Annotated in this window: 12 protein-coding genes and 1 pseudogene; 4 read left to right on the top strand and 9 right to left on the bottom strand. The window is 71.7% G+C overall.

The window, feature by feature from the left end:
• Positions 1-249: 249 nt before the first annotated feature.
• Positions 250-1,287: pseudogene (locus tag BW41_RS22025) on the top strand (ComEC/Rec2 family competence protein); the annotation flags it as partial.
• 529 nt (positions 1,288-1,816) lie between these two features.
• Here the strand turns inward: BW41_RS22025 and lexA are convergent.
• Genes lexA through BW41_RS02110 form a run of 6 tightly spaced genes read right to left on the bottom strand, consistent with a single transcriptional unit; the run spans position 1,817 to position 6,573 of the window.
• Positions 1,817-2,503, bottom strand: coding sequence for a transcriptional repressor LexA (gene lexA, locus BW41_RS20285; protein ID WP_081792843.1), 687 nt, complete (start codon positions 2,501-2,503; stop codon positions 1,817-1,819).
• Between the two features lie 58 nt (positions 2,504-2,561).
• Positions 2,562-3,743 (bottom strand): molybdopterin molybdotransferase MoeA, encoded by a 1,182-nt coding sequence (locus BW41_RS02090; RefSeq protein WP_037530939.1) that lies wholly within the window; start codon positions 3,741-3,743, stop codon positions 2,562-2,564.
• 4 nt (positions 3,744-3,747) lie between these two features.
• The gene (gene moaC / locus BW41_RS02095; protein ID WP_037530940.1) at positions 3,748-4,215 is read right to left on the bottom strand and encodes a cyclic pyranopterin monophosphate synthase MoaC; all 468 of its coding nucleotides are present in this window, start codon (positions 4,213-4,215) and stop codon (positions 3,748-3,750) included.
• Positions 4,212-5,000, bottom strand: coding sequence for an indole-3-glycerol phosphate synthase TrpC (gene trpC / locus BW41_RS02100; RefSeq protein ID WP_037530942.1), 789 nt, complete (start codon positions 4,998-5,000; stop codon positions 4,212-4,214). The genes moaC and trpC overlap by 4 nt, the downstream gene beginning before the upstream one ends.
• Positions 4,997-5,992: an anthranilate phosphoribosyltransferase gene (gene trpD / locus BW41_RS02105; RefSeq protein WP_037530945.1), complete on the bottom strand. Its 996-nt coding sequence runs from the start codon at positions 5,990-5,992 to the stop codon at positions 4,997-4,999. The genes trpC and trpD overlap by 4 nt, the downstream gene beginning before the upstream one ends.
• Complete coding sequence (locus tag BW41_RS02110) at positions 5,989-6,573, bottom strand: anthranilate synthase component II (RefSeq protein ID WP_037531125.1); 585 nt, start codon at positions 6,571-6,573, stop codon at positions 5,989-5,991. Before BW41_RS02110 ends, trpD begins: the two co-directional genes overlap by 4 nt.
• A 151-nt stretch (positions 6,574-6,724) precedes the next feature.
• On the opposite strand from BW41_RS02110, the gene BW41_RS02115 reads away from it, so the two are divergent.
• On the top strand, positions 6,725-7,147 hold the full coding sequence (locus BW41_RS02115; protein ID WP_037530947.1) for a hypothetical protein: 423 nt from the start codon (positions 6,725-6,727) through the stop codon (positions 7,145-7,147).
• Positions 7,148-7,501: 354 nt separating this feature from the next.
• Here the strand turns inward: BW41_RS02115 and trpE are convergent, their stop codons facing one another.
• Together trpE and BW41_RS02125 are read right to left on the bottom strand one after the other, a co-directional pair.
• Positions 7,502-9,028 carry an anthranilate synthase component I gene (gene trpE / locus BW41_RS02120; RefSeq protein ID WP_051583189.1) on the bottom strand — a complete coding sequence of 509 codons (1,527 nt, stop codon included), beginning with the start codon at positions 9,026-9,028 and terminating at the stop codon, positions 7,502-7,504.
• Positions 9,003-10,973: a peptidylprolyl isomerase gene (locus BW41_RS02125; protein WP_037530950.1), complete on the bottom strand. Its 1,971-nt coding sequence runs from the start codon at positions 10,971-10,973 to the stop codon at positions 9,003-9,005. Before BW41_RS02125 ends, trpE begins: the two co-directional genes overlap by 26 nt.
• A gap of 109 nt (positions 10,974-11,082) precedes the next feature.
• Here BW41_RS02125 and tpiA point away from each other — a divergent pair, with 109 nt between their 5' ends.
• Both tpiA and BW41_RS02135 read left to right on the top strand, forming a co-directional pair.
• The gene (gene tpiA / locus BW41_RS02130) at positions 11,083-11,829 is read left to right on the top strand and encodes a triose-phosphate isomerase (protein ID WP_037530952.1); all 747 of its coding nucleotides are present in this window, start codon (positions 11,083-11,085) and stop codon (positions 11,827-11,829) included.
• Between the two features lie 65 nt (positions 11,830-11,894).
• A complete protein-coding gene (locus BW41_RS02135) occupies positions 11,895-12,638 on the top strand; it encodes an energy transducer TonB (protein ID WP_037530954.1) in 744 nt (247 codons plus the stop codon).
• Between the two features lie 251 nt (positions 12,639-12,889).
• Here BW41_RS02135 and BW41_RS02140 read toward each other — a convergent pair whose 3' ends face one another.
• A complete protein-coding gene (locus BW41_RS02140) occupies positions 12,890-14,254 on the bottom strand; it encodes a leucyl aminopeptidase family protein (protein ID WP_037530956.1) in 1,365 nt (454 codons plus the stop codon).
• Position 14,255: the final 1 nt, after the last annotated feature.

The following is a 14,255-nucleotide window of genomic DNA, read 5'->3' on the forward strand; positions in this document are numbered from 1 at the left end:
GCCCGCCACCAAATCGATGCCAGCCCCGCCGCCGCGGCCAAGCCGCCGATCGCCACCACCCGCCCCGCCGTCGTCGCGGTGCAGGGAAAGGTCGAGCGGGTTGAGCCGCTGCCGGCGCGCGACCTGATCCGCCTGACGCTGCGCAGCGACGGTGCGGGCGTGCCGCCCCGGGTGCGGATCAACCTGCCGATCGGCGATGCGCCCGATGGGCTGGGCGAGGGGGCGGTGATCGGCCTGCGCGCGCGGCTGATGCCGCCGGCCGATGCGGCGGTGCCGGGCGGCTATGACTTCGCGCGCGGCGCCTGGTTCGCGGGGATCGGCGCGACCGGGCGCGGTTTCGCGCCGGTGCGGGTGATCCGGCGCGCGGCGGGCGAGGGGCTGCGCGCGGGGCTGACCAGCCATATCCTGTCGCGCTTGCCGGGCAGTCGCGGCGGTATCGCCGCAGCGCTCGCCACCGGCGACGAGGGCGCGATCACCCTGGCCGATGCCGATGCGATGCGGCGCGCCGGGCTGGCGCATCTGCTCTCGGTGAGCGGCTTGCACATCACCGCCGCGGTGGGAGCGACGATGCTGCTCGTCATGCGGCTGCTCGCGCTGTCGCCATGGCTGGCGATCCGCTGGCGCCTGCCGCTGGTCGCCGCCGCGGCGGGGGCGCTGGCGGCGATCGGCTATACCTGGCTGACCGGCAGTCAGGTGCCGACGATCCGCTCGTGCGTCGCCGCGCTGCTGGTGCTCGCCGCCTTGGTGCTGGGACGGGAGGCAATGACGTTGCGGCTGGTCGCCGGCGGTGCCATCGCGGTGATGCTGGTCTGGCCCGAGGCGGTGACCGGGCCGAGCTTCCAATTGTCCTTCACCGCCATCGCGGCGATCGTCACGCTCCACGACCATCCGCGCGTCGCCGGCTGGTTCCGGCAGCGCGACGAGTCCTGGCGTCGCCGTATCCTGCGCGAAGGCGCTGCGTTGCTGCTCACCGGCGTCGTGGTCGAGGCGGCGCTGATGCCGATCGCGGTCTTCCACTTCCACAAGGCGGGGCTGTACGGCGCGGCGGCGAATATCGTCGCGATCCCGCTCACCACCTTCGTCGTCATGCCGCTCGAAGCGGCGGCGTTGCTCGCCGATACGGTCGGCCTCGGCCCACCGGTCTGGTGGCTGACCGATCTCGCGTTGCGGCTGTTGCTGGTGATCGCCCACCGCGTCGCCGCGCTGCCGGGATCGGGCATTGCGTTGCCGACGATGTCGGCCGCGGCATTCGCGCTGATCGTCGGCGGCGGACTGTGGCTGATGCTGTGGCGGACGCGGGTGCGGCATTGGGGGCTGCTGCCGATCCTGCTCGGCGGCTGGTGGATGATGCAGGCGCCTGCCCCCGATCTGCTGGTGACGGGGGATGGCCGCCATATGGCGGTACGGGTCGACGGACGGCTCGCCTTGCTCCGCGAGCGCGCCGGCGATTACACGCGGGCGATGCTCGCCGAAAATGGCGGCATCGACGGCGAGCCGTTGCCGCTCAGCGAGCAGGCGGCGGCGCGCTGCTCGGCGGACGCCTGTATCGTCACGCTGAGGAGCACAGAGCGCGCATGGCGGATCGTCGCGACGCGCAGCGCCTATCCGGTCGATCGTGCCGCGCTGATCGGCGCCTGCCATGCGGCGGACATCGTCGTCAGCGAACGGCGGCTGCCGCGATCCTGCCGCCCGCGCTGGCTGCGGCTCGATGCACCGCTCCTGCGCCGCACCGGCGGCATCGCGATCGACCTGGAAAGCCGACGGGTGCGCACGGTGCTACAGCCCGGCGACCGCCATCCCTGGCGGATCGCCCGGCTCAGTCGTAGCGGCGCAGGATGCCCGACAATTTGCCCTGCACGCGGACGTGCGAGGGCACGTAGCGCTGCGGTTCATAGGCGCGGTTGGCGGGATCGAGCCGAACCATCGCGCCCTCGCGACGGAAATATTTGAGCGTCGCTTCGCTGTCGTCGATCAGCGCGACGACGATCTCCCCGTCGCGGGCGACCTCGGTACGACGGATCAGCGCATAATCGCCATCGAGGATGCCGGCTTCGACCATCGAATCGCCCGACACTTCGAGCGCATAATGTTCGCCGCTGCCGAGCAGGGCGGCGGGGACGGCGAGCGTCGAGCTGCCCTCGAACGCCTCGATCGGCAGGCCGGCGGCGATGCGGCCGTGCAGCGGGATCTCGATCACGTCATTGGCGGGCGCCGGTGCGGCGCGGACGTTGGTCTTGGCGGGCGGCGGTGCGGCCGGCGCCGTCGACGCGGCGGGCTTGCGCTCCGACCGTTCCGGCATGCGCAGCACTTCGAGCGCGCGCGCCCGGTTGGGCAGGCGGCGGATGAAATGCCGTTCCTCGAGCGCGCTAATCAGGCGGTGCACGCCCGACTTGGACTTGAGGTCGAGTGCCTCCTTCATCTCCTCGAACGAGGGCGAGATGCCGGTTTCCTCCAGCCGATCGTTGATGAAGCATACGAGCTCGTGCTGCTTGCGCGTGAGCATGGGCGATCCTTCCCCGTCAGAACAGACGCGGAACTTCTAGGGAACAGGATGGCGTCCGTCAAGCGATGACGAGGATATCTGCCGAGTCGCCCGCCCGTGCCGCCGCGGCGCCGGCCGGGCGGATGATCAGCGCCTGCGACCGGGCCAGCGTCAGCAGCATCGAACTGTCCTGGATCGTCGAGGCATAAGCGCGGCCGTCGCGTATTTCGGCACGCAGATAGTCGGTGCGCGCGCCATTGGCGGGCAGGTCCTCGCCGAGCAGCACCAGCGTCGCGCGCGGCAGCGGGTCGGCGGCGCCGGCGAGATGCGCGATCACCGGTTTGACGAACAGGATCGCGGTGACGAAGGCGGACACCGGATTGCCCGGCAGTCCGAGCACCTGCATCGCGCCGCGTCGCCCCGCCATCATCGGCTTGCCGGGCCGCAGCGCGATCCGCCAGAAATCGATCTGGCCGCCCGCGGCCTCGAGCGCCGGCCGGACGAGATCGTGATCGCCGACCGATGCGCCGCCGGTGGTGACCAGCAGATCGGCGTCGACCCGCGCGAAGGCGTCCCGCAGCGTCGCCAGATCGTCGGGCAGGATGCCGAGGTCGATCAGCTCGACCGGCAGATCGGCAAGCATCGCGGCGAGCATCGCGCGGTTCGATTCGGGTAAGGCATCGGGCGAGGCGGGCTGGCCGGGATCGACCAGTTCGTCCCCGGTCGCGCAGATCGCGACACGGACGCGGCGGTGGACGCACAGCGCACCGACGCCGCCGGTCGCGGCGACGGCGATCCGCGCCGGGGTCAGTCGCTCGCCGCTGCGCACCAGCGTGTCGCCGGCGGTGAAGTCGAGGCCGCGGCGGCGGGTGTTGCGGCCCGGATGCGCCGGCCCTTCGCCGGTGAGTCGGATCGCGGCGCCCTGCGCGTCCACCTCTTCCTGGATCATCACCGTATCGGCGCCGGCGGGCATCACCGCGCCGGTGAAGATGCGGACGGTCTCGCCGGGCTGGATCGTGCCGTCGAACGGCCGCCCGGCCGCGCTCTCGCCGATCAGCGTCCACGGGCCGGGCAGGTCGGCGAAGCGGATCGCATAGCCGTCCATCGCGGAGAGGTCGTGCGCGGGCTGCGTGCGCTGCGCGACGACGTCGGCGGCGAGCCAGCGCCCCGCGGCCTGCGCGAGCGGCACCGTCTCCTCGGCGACGCGCGGCGCGGCGGTGAACAGACGCGCCTGCGCCTCGGCGATCGGCAGCAGCGTCATCGCCTCAGGCGCGCCAGTCGCCGGACGCGCCGCCGGCCTTTTCGAGCAGACGGATGCCGGAGATCACCATCGCCCGGTCGATCGCCTTGGCCATGTCATAGACGGTGAGCAGCGCCACCGAGACGGCGGTGAGCGCTTCCATCTCCACCCCGGTCTTGCCGTCGGTCGCGGTCAGCGCGGTGGCGGTGATGCCGCCCGCGTCGATCGTCAGGTCGAGCGTGACGCGGGTCAGCGGCAGCGGATGGCAGAGCGGGATCAACTCGGCGGTGCGCTTGGCGGCCATGATCCCGGCGATCCGCGCGACCGCGAGCACGTCGCCCTTCTTGGCCGCGCCGTCGCGGATCGCGGCGAGCGCCTCGGCAGCGACCGCGATATGACCGGTGGCGACCGCGCGGCGGCTGGTCACCGCCTTGCCGCCGACATCGACCATATGCGCGGCGCCCTCGGCGTCGATATGGGTGAGGCGGGTCACGCCTCGGCGCCGATCATCGCGCGCGTCGCCGCCTCGACGTCGTCGGCGCGCATCAGCGCCTCGCCGATCAGGAAGCAATGGACGCCGTGCGCCGCCATTGCATCGAGGTCCTCGCGCCGCTCCAGCCCGCTCTCGGCGACGAAGGTGCAGCCCGCCGGCGCCTTGGCGACGAGATCATAGGTGCGGGCGAAGTCGACGGTGAAATCGCGCAGGTCGCGGTTGTTGACGCCGATCAGCCGCGATTGCAGCCGCAGCGCGCGGTCGAGCTCGTGCACGTCGTGGACCTCGACCAGCACGTCCATGCCGCATTCGCGTGCCGACGCCTCGATCTCCGCCATCTGATTGTCGTCGAGCGCGGCGACGATGATCAGGATCGCGTCGGCGCCGATCGAGCGGCTTTCGGTCGCCTGCCACGGATCGACCATGAAGTCCTTGCGGATCACCGGCAGATCGCAGGCGGCGCGTGCGGCGATCAGATAGTCGTCCGAGCCCTGGAACCATTGTTCGTCGGTCAGTACCGACAGACAGGCGGCGCCGCCCGCCTGATAGGCGCGGGCATGGGCGGGCGGATCGAAGTCGGCGCGGATCACGCCCTTGGACGGGCTGGCCTTCTTGATCTCGGCGATCAGCGCGGGACCCGAGCGGGCGTCGAGCGCGGCGCGAAAGCCGCGCGGACGCGTGACGGCGGCGATCCGCGCGTCGAGATCGGCGAGGCTGGTCGTCGCCTTGCGCGCGGCGACTTCGGCGCGCTTGGTCTCGATGATGCGGGAGAGGATATTGGTCATCGGTAGGCGATCCAGCGATCGAGCAGCGCGGCGGCGCGGCCGTCGTCGATCGCGGCGGCGGCGGCCGTCGCGCCGGCGGTGAGGTGAGGGCTATGGCCGGCGACGACGAGCGCGGCGGCGGCGTTGAGCAGCACCGCGTCGCGATAGGCACCGGCCTCGCCGTCGAGCAGGCGGCGCAAGGCGGCGGCGTTATAGGCGGGGTCGCCGCCGCGGATCGCGGCGAGCGGGTGGCGGGGCAGGTCGGCATCCTCGGGGGTGATGCGGGGCGGCAGCGTCGTGCTGCCGATGCTGACCGCGATGCTGGGCCCGGCGGTCGACAATTCGTCGAGCCCCTCCTCGCCGCTGATCACCGCCGCGCCGCCGGTCCCGAGCTGCGCCAGCGCCTCGGCGTAGAGACCCGCATAATCGGGCCGGGCGATGCCGATCAGCTGATGCGTGACGTGCGCCGGATTGGCGAGCGGTCCCATCAGGTTGAAGATCGTCCGCCGGCCGATGCGGCGGCGGATCGGGGTAATCCGCGCCATCGCGGGATGATGGTTGGCGGCGAACAGGAAGGCGATGCCGAGATCGGCGAGGCTGCCTTCCGCGGTCGCGCCCGCCACCGCCATGTCGAGCCCGATCGCCTCCAGCGTATCGGCCGCGCCCGCCTTGGACGAGGCGGCGCGATTGCCATGCTTGGCGACGGGTACGCCGCAGGCGGCGACGACCAGCGCCACCGCGGTCGAGACGTTGAGCGTGTGATGACCGTCGCCGCCGGTGCCGCAGACGTCGATCGCCCCCGCCGGGGCGGCGACGGGCACGAGCCGGGCGCGCAATGCCCGCGCCGCTTCGGCGATCTCGACGCTCGTCTCGCCGCGCTCCGCCAGTGCGATCAGGAAGGCGGCGATCGCCTCTTCCGAGACGCGGGCGTCGAGGATGTCGGCGAAGGCCTGCGCGGCGCTTTCGCGCGCCAGCGGCGTCGCCGGATCGGGCAGCAGGGCGAGCGTCGTCACGCCGCCGCCTTCACCGCGATGCCGGCGATGCGCAGGAAATTGGCGAGCATCGCATGGCCATGTTCGGTGGCGATGCTCTCGGGGTGAAATTGCACGCCGTGAATGGGGAGGGTGGCGTGGCGGAAGCCCATGACGTGGCCGTCGTCGGCGCGCGCGTTGACGAGCAGCGGCGCGGGCACGTCGCGGACGATCAAGCTGTGATAGCGCGTCGCGGTGAACGGCGAGGGCAGGCCCTCGAACAGGCCGGTGCCGTCGTGGCTGACCGGCGAGGTCTTGCCGTGCATCAGCCCGCCGCGCTCCACCGTTCCGCCGAAATGCTGGCCGATCGCCTGATGGCCGAGGCAGACGCCGAGCAGCGGCCGGCCGGCATCGGCAGCGGCGGCGACCAGGTCGAGGCTGACCCCCGCCTCGGTCGGCGTGCACGGGCCGGGCGAGATCAGGAACGCCTCGGCGCCCGAGGACAGCGCCTGCCCGGCGGAGATGGCATCGTTGCGCACCACCTCCACCTCGCTCCCCAATTCCAGCAGATAGTGGACGAGGTTCCAGGTAAAGCTGTCGTAATTGTCGACGACCAAGATCATCGCGACGCCATAGCCGATGCCGCCGCCGGTGCAACGCCTGTTGCGCGCTGGCAATCCTGCAGCAATCTAGGCGACGCTATAGCCGTCAGCGTGGCATGCGCCGGGAGAAACTGCGTCGCCTGCACGTTGAAGCCGCAAAGGAGACGCTACTATGTTCCGCCCGTTGTTGATCGCCACCATGCTGGCGCTGCCCGCGGTCGCCGTCGCGCAAAGCGCGCCGGTGGCGGATGCCGCGGAATCGGGCTCGCCGCCGCAGCGCGTCCGTGCGGTGACGCTGAATGCCGGCGAGAAATGCCCGCAGAGCACCGGCAATGAAATCGTCGTCTGCTCGACGCTCGAACAGCCCTATCGCATTCCCAAGCAGTTCCGCGACAGCGGCCCGATCCCCGCCAAGAACCAGGCCTGGGGCAATCGCGCCGCGACGATGGACCAGGTCGGTCGCGTCGCCGGCGGGCTGCCCGACACCTGCTCGCCGGTCGGCAGCGGCGGCCAGAGCGGCTGCGCGCTCGCGACCAACCGCGCCTGGGCGGCGGAGCGACGCGCGCAGCAGGATGCGAATGCGTCGGTGCCGTGAGGACGGAGCCATCGGTGACGGCCGATGGCGCGGATGAAGGGGTGACGATCGGTCCGGCGGTCATCTCCCCTCACGCCCTAATGCCGCACGTCTGCGGAAGCAGGAGCCCGAGGTTGCAGGAACGGCGAGCGTCGAGCGGGCGCGGATCGCGAAACCTTCAAGTCACTGGACATGTCATGCCGGACCCGTTCCGGCATCCGCGGTTCCGCCAAGCCTAAGCTTGGTGTGTTTGTCGGCGAAGTAGACCCCGGAACAAGTCCGGGGTGACGAGATGCGGGCGGTGGTGGTTATTTGCTACTGGGATCGAGGCGACGAACAATGGTCTCGGCTCAGCCGAACGCTCATTCCCCGGCGCTATTGCGCAAACCCCGCATCGCCCGCCCGTATCACCGCATCGAGGGCGGCGGCGAGGATCGCACCCGCCTTGGCTTCGCATTCGCGCTGCTCGGAGGCGGGGTCGCTGTCGGCGACGATGCCGGCGCCGGCTTGGGCATGGATCATGCCGTCCTTGACCACCGCGGTCCGCAGCACGATGCAGCTGTCCATCGATCCGTCGGGGGAGAAATAGCCGACGCCGCCGGCATAGGCGCCGCGCCGCTCCGGTTCGAGCTCGGCGATGATCTGGCAGGCACGCACCTTGGGCGCGCCGCTGACCGTGCCGGCGGGGAAGCCGGCGAACAGCGCGTCGATCGCATCCGCCCCATCCGCCAGCCGGCCGGTGACGTTCGACACGATGTGCATGACGTGGCTGTAGAATTCGATCCCGTAGCTGGCCGTGACCTGCACCGATCCGGGCGCGGCGGAGCGGCCGACGTCGTTGCGGCCGAGGTCGAGCAGCATCAGATGCTCGGCGCGCTCCTTGGGATCGGCGAGCAGGCTCGCGCGGTTCGCCTCATCCTCCGCGGCGGTCCGCCCGCGCGGGCGGGTGCCGGCGATCGGCCGGATCGTCACCGCGCCGTCGCGCACCCGCACCAGGATCTCCGGGCTCGAGCCGATCAGCGCGAAGCCCGGCAGGTCCAGGTGGTAGAGGAAGGGCGAGGGATTGATGCGACGCAGGCTGCGATAGAGTTCGAACGGCGGCAGCGTGAACGGCGCGGCGAAGCGCTGCGCCAGCACGACCTGGAAGATGTCGCCCGCGGCGATATAGTCCTGTGCCCGGCGGACCATGCGGCCATAGTCTTCGGGGGCGATCGCGGGCGTATAGACCGGTGTATCGGGCCACGCGCGGACCGGCGCAGGGAGCGGCGTGTTGGCGAGCCGGGCGGCGACCGCGTCGAGCCGCTCCTCCGCCGCGGCGACGAGCTGCGCCGGATCGTGCGCCGGATCGGGCCAGACCGGCGCGACCAGATAGAGCGCGTCGGCGAGCCGGTCGAAGACGCAGATCACCGTCGGGCGGACGAACAGCATGTCGGGCAGGCCGAGCGGATCGGCCTCGGGCTGCGCCAGCGTCTCGACCAGCCCGACCGTCTCATAGCCGAAATAGCCGACGAGGCAGGCGAGCGCCTTGGGCAGCTCCGCCGGCACCTCACCGCGGCATTCGGCGACGAGCGCGCGCAGGGCGGCGAGCGTCGGCGTGCCGGTCGGCTGGAAGGCGGTGCGATCGGTCGCCCACTGGCGGTTGATCTCGGCCCGATCGCCGCGCGCGCGGAAGACGAGGTCGGGCGCAAGGCCGATCATGCTGTGGCGACCGCGCGTCGCGCCGCCCTCGACCGATTCGAGCAGATAGTCGCCGCGCCCCGGCTCGATCAGCTTGAGCGCGGCGGCGACCGGCGTTTCGGTATCCGCGACCTGCCGTCGCCAGACGAACGCCGGACGACCGGCGGCGAGCGCGGCGACGGCGTCGGGCGTGCTCATCTCAGTTGCCGGCGGCGCCGGCGCCATTGCCGGCGAGGTCGGCGCGCAGGCGGGCGAGCGCCGCCGCGTCGGTCTTGACGCCGACCGCATTGCGCACCGCGCGGGCGAATTGCTCGGCATATTCGCGACCGACGAGGCGGGCGATGCTGCCGCGCGCACCGCTGATCGCGGCGGGCGTGCCGCGCGCGTCGCCCGGCACGATCGTGTCGAGCTTGACGATCAGCCAGCCGGCATTGTTCGGCGCCTCGAGCAGCTTGGCATTGCCCTTGGCCATCGAGAAGAGCAGCGCGAGCGGCGGCTGGACGTTGCCCTGCGCCGCGGCGAGCTGCGCGCGGCTGGCGCCGGCGGTCTGCACCGGGGGCAGCGGCCGACCGGCGGTCGCCATCGCCTGGGCGAGCGGCGTGCCCTTGTTGACTTTGGCGAGGATATCGGCGGCGAGCTTGCGCGCGGCGGCGCGAGCGCGGTCGGCGGTGAGGTCGGCGACGACCTGCGCCTTGACCTGCGTCAGCGGGCGCGGCGCGGCGGCGACGACGCGGCCGAGCGCGACCAGCGCGAAGGCGCCGTCCTGACCGACCGGCACGAGCTGCGGTGCGTCGCCCTCCGACATCTGGAAGGCGGCCGAGACGATCGGCGCGATCGTCGGGTCAGACTGCGCCGCGGGCGCGTCGGGGTTTTGGCCGTTAGCGAGCAGCGGCGGCGTCGTCTGCGTGGCCAGCTTCTGATCGGCGACCGCCTCGTCGAAGGTCGCGCTGTTGCCGAGCGCGCTGTCTAGCGAGTCGCGGGTGCTAGACAATGCCTGTTGCAGCTTGCGCTTCGACACTTCGGCCAGCAACTCGGGACGCGCCTGTTCGAGCGTCTTGCCGGCGACCTGCTCGACCTTGTCGATCCGCGCGACGACCCAGCCGAGCGGACCGCGCACCGGCCCGACGACGCCGCCTTGCGGCGCGGCGAAGACGGCGTCGGCCATGGCGGCATTGCCGGCTCCGGCATAGGCCGATTTGGTGACGCCGGTCTGCACCGCCGGTTCGAGGCCGGCGGCACGGGCCGCGTCGGCGAGGCTGACACCGCCCTTGACCTTGGCGGCGAGTGCATTGGCGCCGGCCTGATCGGCGACGACGACCTGGCTGATCGTGCGCTTCTCCGCCGCGGCGAAGCGGCTGCGCTGCTGGTTATAGGCGGTGGCGATCTCGGCATCGGTCGGCACGGCGCGCGCCTTGACCATCTCCGGGGTGACGAGCGCATAGCGGACGATGCGCCGTTCGGGGACGGTGTAGCGCGCGACGTTACGGCGATAATAGGCCTGCTGCTCGGCATCGGTCGGCGCGGCGCCGGTGTCGACCGCCTTGGCGGGGACGAAGGCGACCTGACCCGAACGCTTCTCCAGCATCAGCGAGGCATAGGGGATGGCGAGCTTCTCGGGCACCTGCGTCGCGCCCTGCGTCGGCAGCATCAGCTGCTGCGCGATGATGTCGCGCGCGATGTCGGTGCGGACCTGCGCATCGGTGAGCCGCTGGTCGGCGAGCAGTCGCTGGTAATTGGCGGGATCGAACTGGCCGTTGGGACCGCGCAGGCCGGGGATGCTGGCGATGACGCCGTCGATCGAGCGCTTGCTCACCACCATCTTCTGGTCGTGGCCGAAGGCTTCGAGCGCAAGGCTGTTGATCGTGCGGTCGAGCGTCGACTGCAACCCGCCCTGATCGAGCAATTGCTGCATCGTCGGCGGCTGCTGGCCCTGCCGCGCCGCCTCCTGCGTCGCCGCCTGCAGCTCGGTCTGGACGCGGTTGCGCAGATCGGCCGCGGTGATCTTGGTGCCGCCGGCGGTGGCGACGGCATTGCCCGACAGGCTGCCGCCGTTGCCCGCCAGACCGGTGATGTCACCTGCCGCGAACGCCAGCGCGATGACGCCGAGAACGATGAAGGTGATGACGACGCCGGCCTTGGAATTGGTGATGCGACGGAAGAAGCTGAGCATGGAAGGCCGATCGTCCCTTTGGAATTGCCTGCGTCTTTAGGGGGGCAGTGGCTTGCCATCAAGCGCGGGGGCGGGCAGGGTTTGTTGAACACGTATAACAGGAGGTCGGATGACGCGGCGCAAGCTGGTGGCGGGCAATTGGAAGATGAACGGGTCGCGCGCCGCGCTCGCGGAGCTGGACGGCATTGCCGCGGCGGCGGCGGCCGCGCCCAATGTCGACGTGATGGTCGCGGTGCCCTTCACGCTGATCGCTCCCGCGGCGGACCGCGCGCCGACGCTGTCGATCGGGGCGGAGGACGTGCACGAGGCAGACAGCGGCGCGCATACCGGCTGCGTCTCGGCGGCGATGGTCAAGGAGGCGGGGGCGCGCTTCACCCTCGTCGGCCACAGCGAGCGGCGGATGGACCAGGGCGAGACCAGCCACGACGCCTGGGCCAAGGCGGCGGCGGCCCGGCGTCAGGGGCTGCACGTCATCTCCTGCTGCGGCGAGACCGAGGCGGAGCGCGACGCCGACCGCGCCGAGCGCGTCGTCCAGGCGCAGATCGAGAAATCGGTGCCCGACAATGCCGACGGCAGCTGGTTCACGCTCGCCTATGAACCGCGCTGGGCGATCGGCACCGGCCGCACGCCGACGCTCGAACAGATCGCGGCGATCCACGCGATCGCACGCGCCAAGCTGCGCACGCTGATCGGCGATGCCGCCGATGGCGTGCGCATCCTCTACGGCGGTTCGGTGACCGGCGACAATGCCGCGACCATTCTCGCCTGCGACAATGTCGACGGCGCGCTGGTCGGCGGCGCGAGCCTGACCGCGGCCAAGTTCGTGCCGATCATCACCGCCGCCGCCGCACTCTGAGGGGCTGGGGCGGGCACTAAATCCCGGTCAGCGTTGCGAAATGTTGGGGGCGCCATCATCTCTCGATGGTGATCGCTCCGGCCCCCTTGAAAGACCGCCTCGGCGCCGCGGCCCTGACCGCAGTGATCGTCGCGGCGCTCGGCTATGCGCTGCTGGCCGGCCTCGCCTTTCGCGGCGGCGGCGGCGCGGTGGCGGACTCGCTCGCCACCTTCACCGTCGCGCCGCCGCCGCCACCGCCCGAGCGGACCGTGCCGCCGCCCAGGCCGGTGCACCGCGCGAGCGGGCGGGCCTCGCCGCCCAACCTTCGCGCCAAGGCGACGGAGGTGGTCGCGCCGATCCCGGTGATCGCGCTCGCGCCGCCGCCGCCGATCATCGTCGCGCCGCTCGCCAATATCGGCGCCGACACCCATTCGGGCGCCTCGGATCGCGCCGGACCGGGCACCGGCGCGGGCGGCGTCGGCGACGGCAATGGCGCGGGCGGTGACGGCGATGGCGACGGCAGCGGCTGGGAGCGGGTGCCGCGGCTGGTCAGCGGCCGGATCAAGGGATCGGACATTCCCGAAGCGATCCTCGATTCGGGCTTCCGCGGCGTCGTCAGCGTCCGCTTCCGGGTCGAAACCAACGGCCGCGTCACCGGCTGCACGATCGCCCGGTCGAGCGGCAACGCGCTGATGGATCAGGTGACCTGCGCGGCGATCGAGAAACGCTTCCGCTACGATCCGTGGCGCGATGCGGCGGGGCGTCCGGTCCGCTCGACGGTGCTGCGCGACCAGCAATGGGATATCGATCCGCCGGCTGAGGATCGGTAAGTCTGCCGGCTCGATGGGGCGCAGCTCCGAGGCTCGGCGCCTGGGGGGACCTGCCCTTCGACAGGCTCAGGGCGAATGGGGGGCACTCCAGCCGCAAGTCGGACGAGGTACGTGGCCACCCCGCGCGCCGGCGCAGGGCAGACGGACGCTAGGCGCGATCCGCCACCCCATTATCCGTTCAGGCTGAGCCTGTCGAAGCCCGGCTTGCCCGCAATGCCACGCCGGGAGCGCAAACCCGCAAAGGACCCGCCTCAGCGCGTCCCGTACCGCTGCTTCAGCACCGCGTAGCAGGCGCGCAAGGCATAGGCGTCGCCACCCTTCGGCCGGCCCGGCTTGGCGGAGGGACGCCAGGCGAAGACGTCCATATGCGCCCAGGCGATGCCCTTGGGGACGAAGCGCCGCAGGAACAGCGCGGCGGTGATCGCGCCGGCGAAGCCGCCGTCCGGCGCGTTGACCATGTCGGCGATGTCCGAGCTCAGCATCTCGTCATAGCCGTCCCACAAGGGCAGCTGCCACAGCGGATCGTCCTGCGCCACGCCCGCGGCGAGCAGGTCGGCGGCGAGCACGGCATCGTCGGTGAACAGCGGCGGCAGGTCGGGGCCGAGCGCGACGCGCGCCGCGCCGGTCAGCGTCGCGAAGTCGAGGATCAGCTCGGGCGAGTCCTCGCCGGCCCGGGCGAGCGCGTCGGCGAGGATCAGCCGTCCCTCGGCATCGGTATTGGTGTTCTCCACCGTCGGCCCGAGCCGGCTGCGCAGCACGTCGCCGGGGCGGAAGGCGTTGCCGGCGATCGCATTCTCGACCGCGGGGATCAGCAGGTGCAGCCGCACCGGCAGTCGCGCCGCCATCACCAGCCGGGCGAGGGCCAGCGCATGCGCCGCGCCGCCCATATCCTTCTTCATCAGCCGCATGCCGGCCGAGGGCTTGATGTCGAGCCCGCCGGTGTCGAACACCACGCCCTTGCCGACCAGCGCGACGCGCGGGTGCGCGGGATCGCCCGAGACGAGTTCGATCAGCCGCGGCGCGCGCTCCTTGACCGCCGCCTGGCCCACCGCATGGATCAGCGGAAAGCCGCTGGCGAGTGCATCGCCGCGCGTCACCGTCACCGTCGCGCCGTGATCGCGCGCGAGCCGTTCGGCGGCATCCTCCAGCTCGGCGGGGCCGAGATCGCCCGCGCCGGTATTGACGAGGTCGCGCACCCAGCCGGTCGCCGCGGCGAGCCGCACCGTCTCGTCGATCGCGGCGACGTCATGGGTCAGCAGGATGCGCGGCCCCGCCGTTTCGCTGGTGCGATAGCGGTCGAAGCGATATTGGCCGAGCAGCCAGCCGAGCGCGGCGGGGCCGATCGCGCCGTCGACGCGATAGGTGCCGGTCGGCAGCGCCTCGGCGAGTCGGGCGAGGGTCCAGCTGTCCGTTCTGGAAGCGACGACGACCGCCTGGACATCGTCCTCGGCATAGATGGCGTGGCCGCCCGCCGCACCGGTGAAGCGCTGTGCGACCAGCGCGGTGCGCACGCGCTGCGGCTGGCGCGCGAGCCACGGCTCGAACGCGTCCGGCGCGAGCAGGGTGATGGTGCGGGCGGGCTGGCCGCGATCGGGCTGGAGCAGGGCATCGGCCATG

It is taken from the genome of Sphingomonas sp. RIT328 (genome assembly GCF_000632225.1).
Classification (GTDB): Bacteria; Pseudomonadota; Alphaproteobacteria; order Sphingomonadales; family Sphingomonadaceae; genus Sphingomonas; species Sphingomonas kyungheensis.

What these genes read in the sequence shown, in the direction of transcription:
- BW41_RS02140 (WP_037530956.1), bottom strand. Translation starts at nt 14,254, where the DNA reads ATGGCCGATGCCCTGCTCCAGCCCGATCGCGGCCAGCCCGCCCGCACC.
- BW41_RS02135 (WP_037530954.1), top strand. Translation starts at nt 11,895, where the DNA reads ATGGTGATCGCTCCGGCCCCCTTGAAAGACCGCCTCGGCGCCGCGGCC.
- BW41_RS02125 (WP_037530950.1), bottom strand. Translation starts at nt 10,973, where the DNA reads ATGCTCAGCTTCTTCCGTCGCATCACCAATTCCAAGGCCGGCGTCGTC.
- BW41_RS02115 (WP_037530947.1), top strand. Translation starts at nt 6,725, where the DNA reads ATGTTCCGCCCGTTGTTGATCGCCACCATGCTGGCGCTGCCCGCGGTC.
- tpiA (WP_037530952.1), top strand. Translation starts at nt 11,083, where the DNA reads ATGACGCGGCGCAAGCTGGTGGCGGGCAATTGGAAGATGAACGGGTCG.
- lexA (WP_081792843.1), bottom strand. Translation starts at nt 2,503, where the DNA reads ATGCTCACGCGCAAGCAGCACGAGCTCGTATGCTTCATCAACGATCGG.
- BW41_RS02110 (WP_037531125.1), bottom strand. Translation starts at nt 6,573, where the DNA reads ATGATCTTGGTCGTCGACAATTACGACAGCTTTACCTGGAACCTCGTC.
- BW41_RS02090 (WP_037530939.1), bottom strand. Translation starts at nt 3,743, where the DNA reads ATGACGCTGCTGCCGATCGCCGAGGCGCAGGCGCGTCTGTTCACCGCC.
- trpC (WP_037530942.1), bottom strand. Translation starts at nt 5,000, where the DNA reads ATGACCAATATCCTCTCCCGCATCATCGAGACCAAGCGCGCCGAAGTC.
- trpE (WP_051583189.1), bottom strand. Translation starts at nt 9,028, where the DNA reads ATGGCGCCGGCGCCGCCGGCAACTGAGATGAGCACGCCCGACGCCGTC.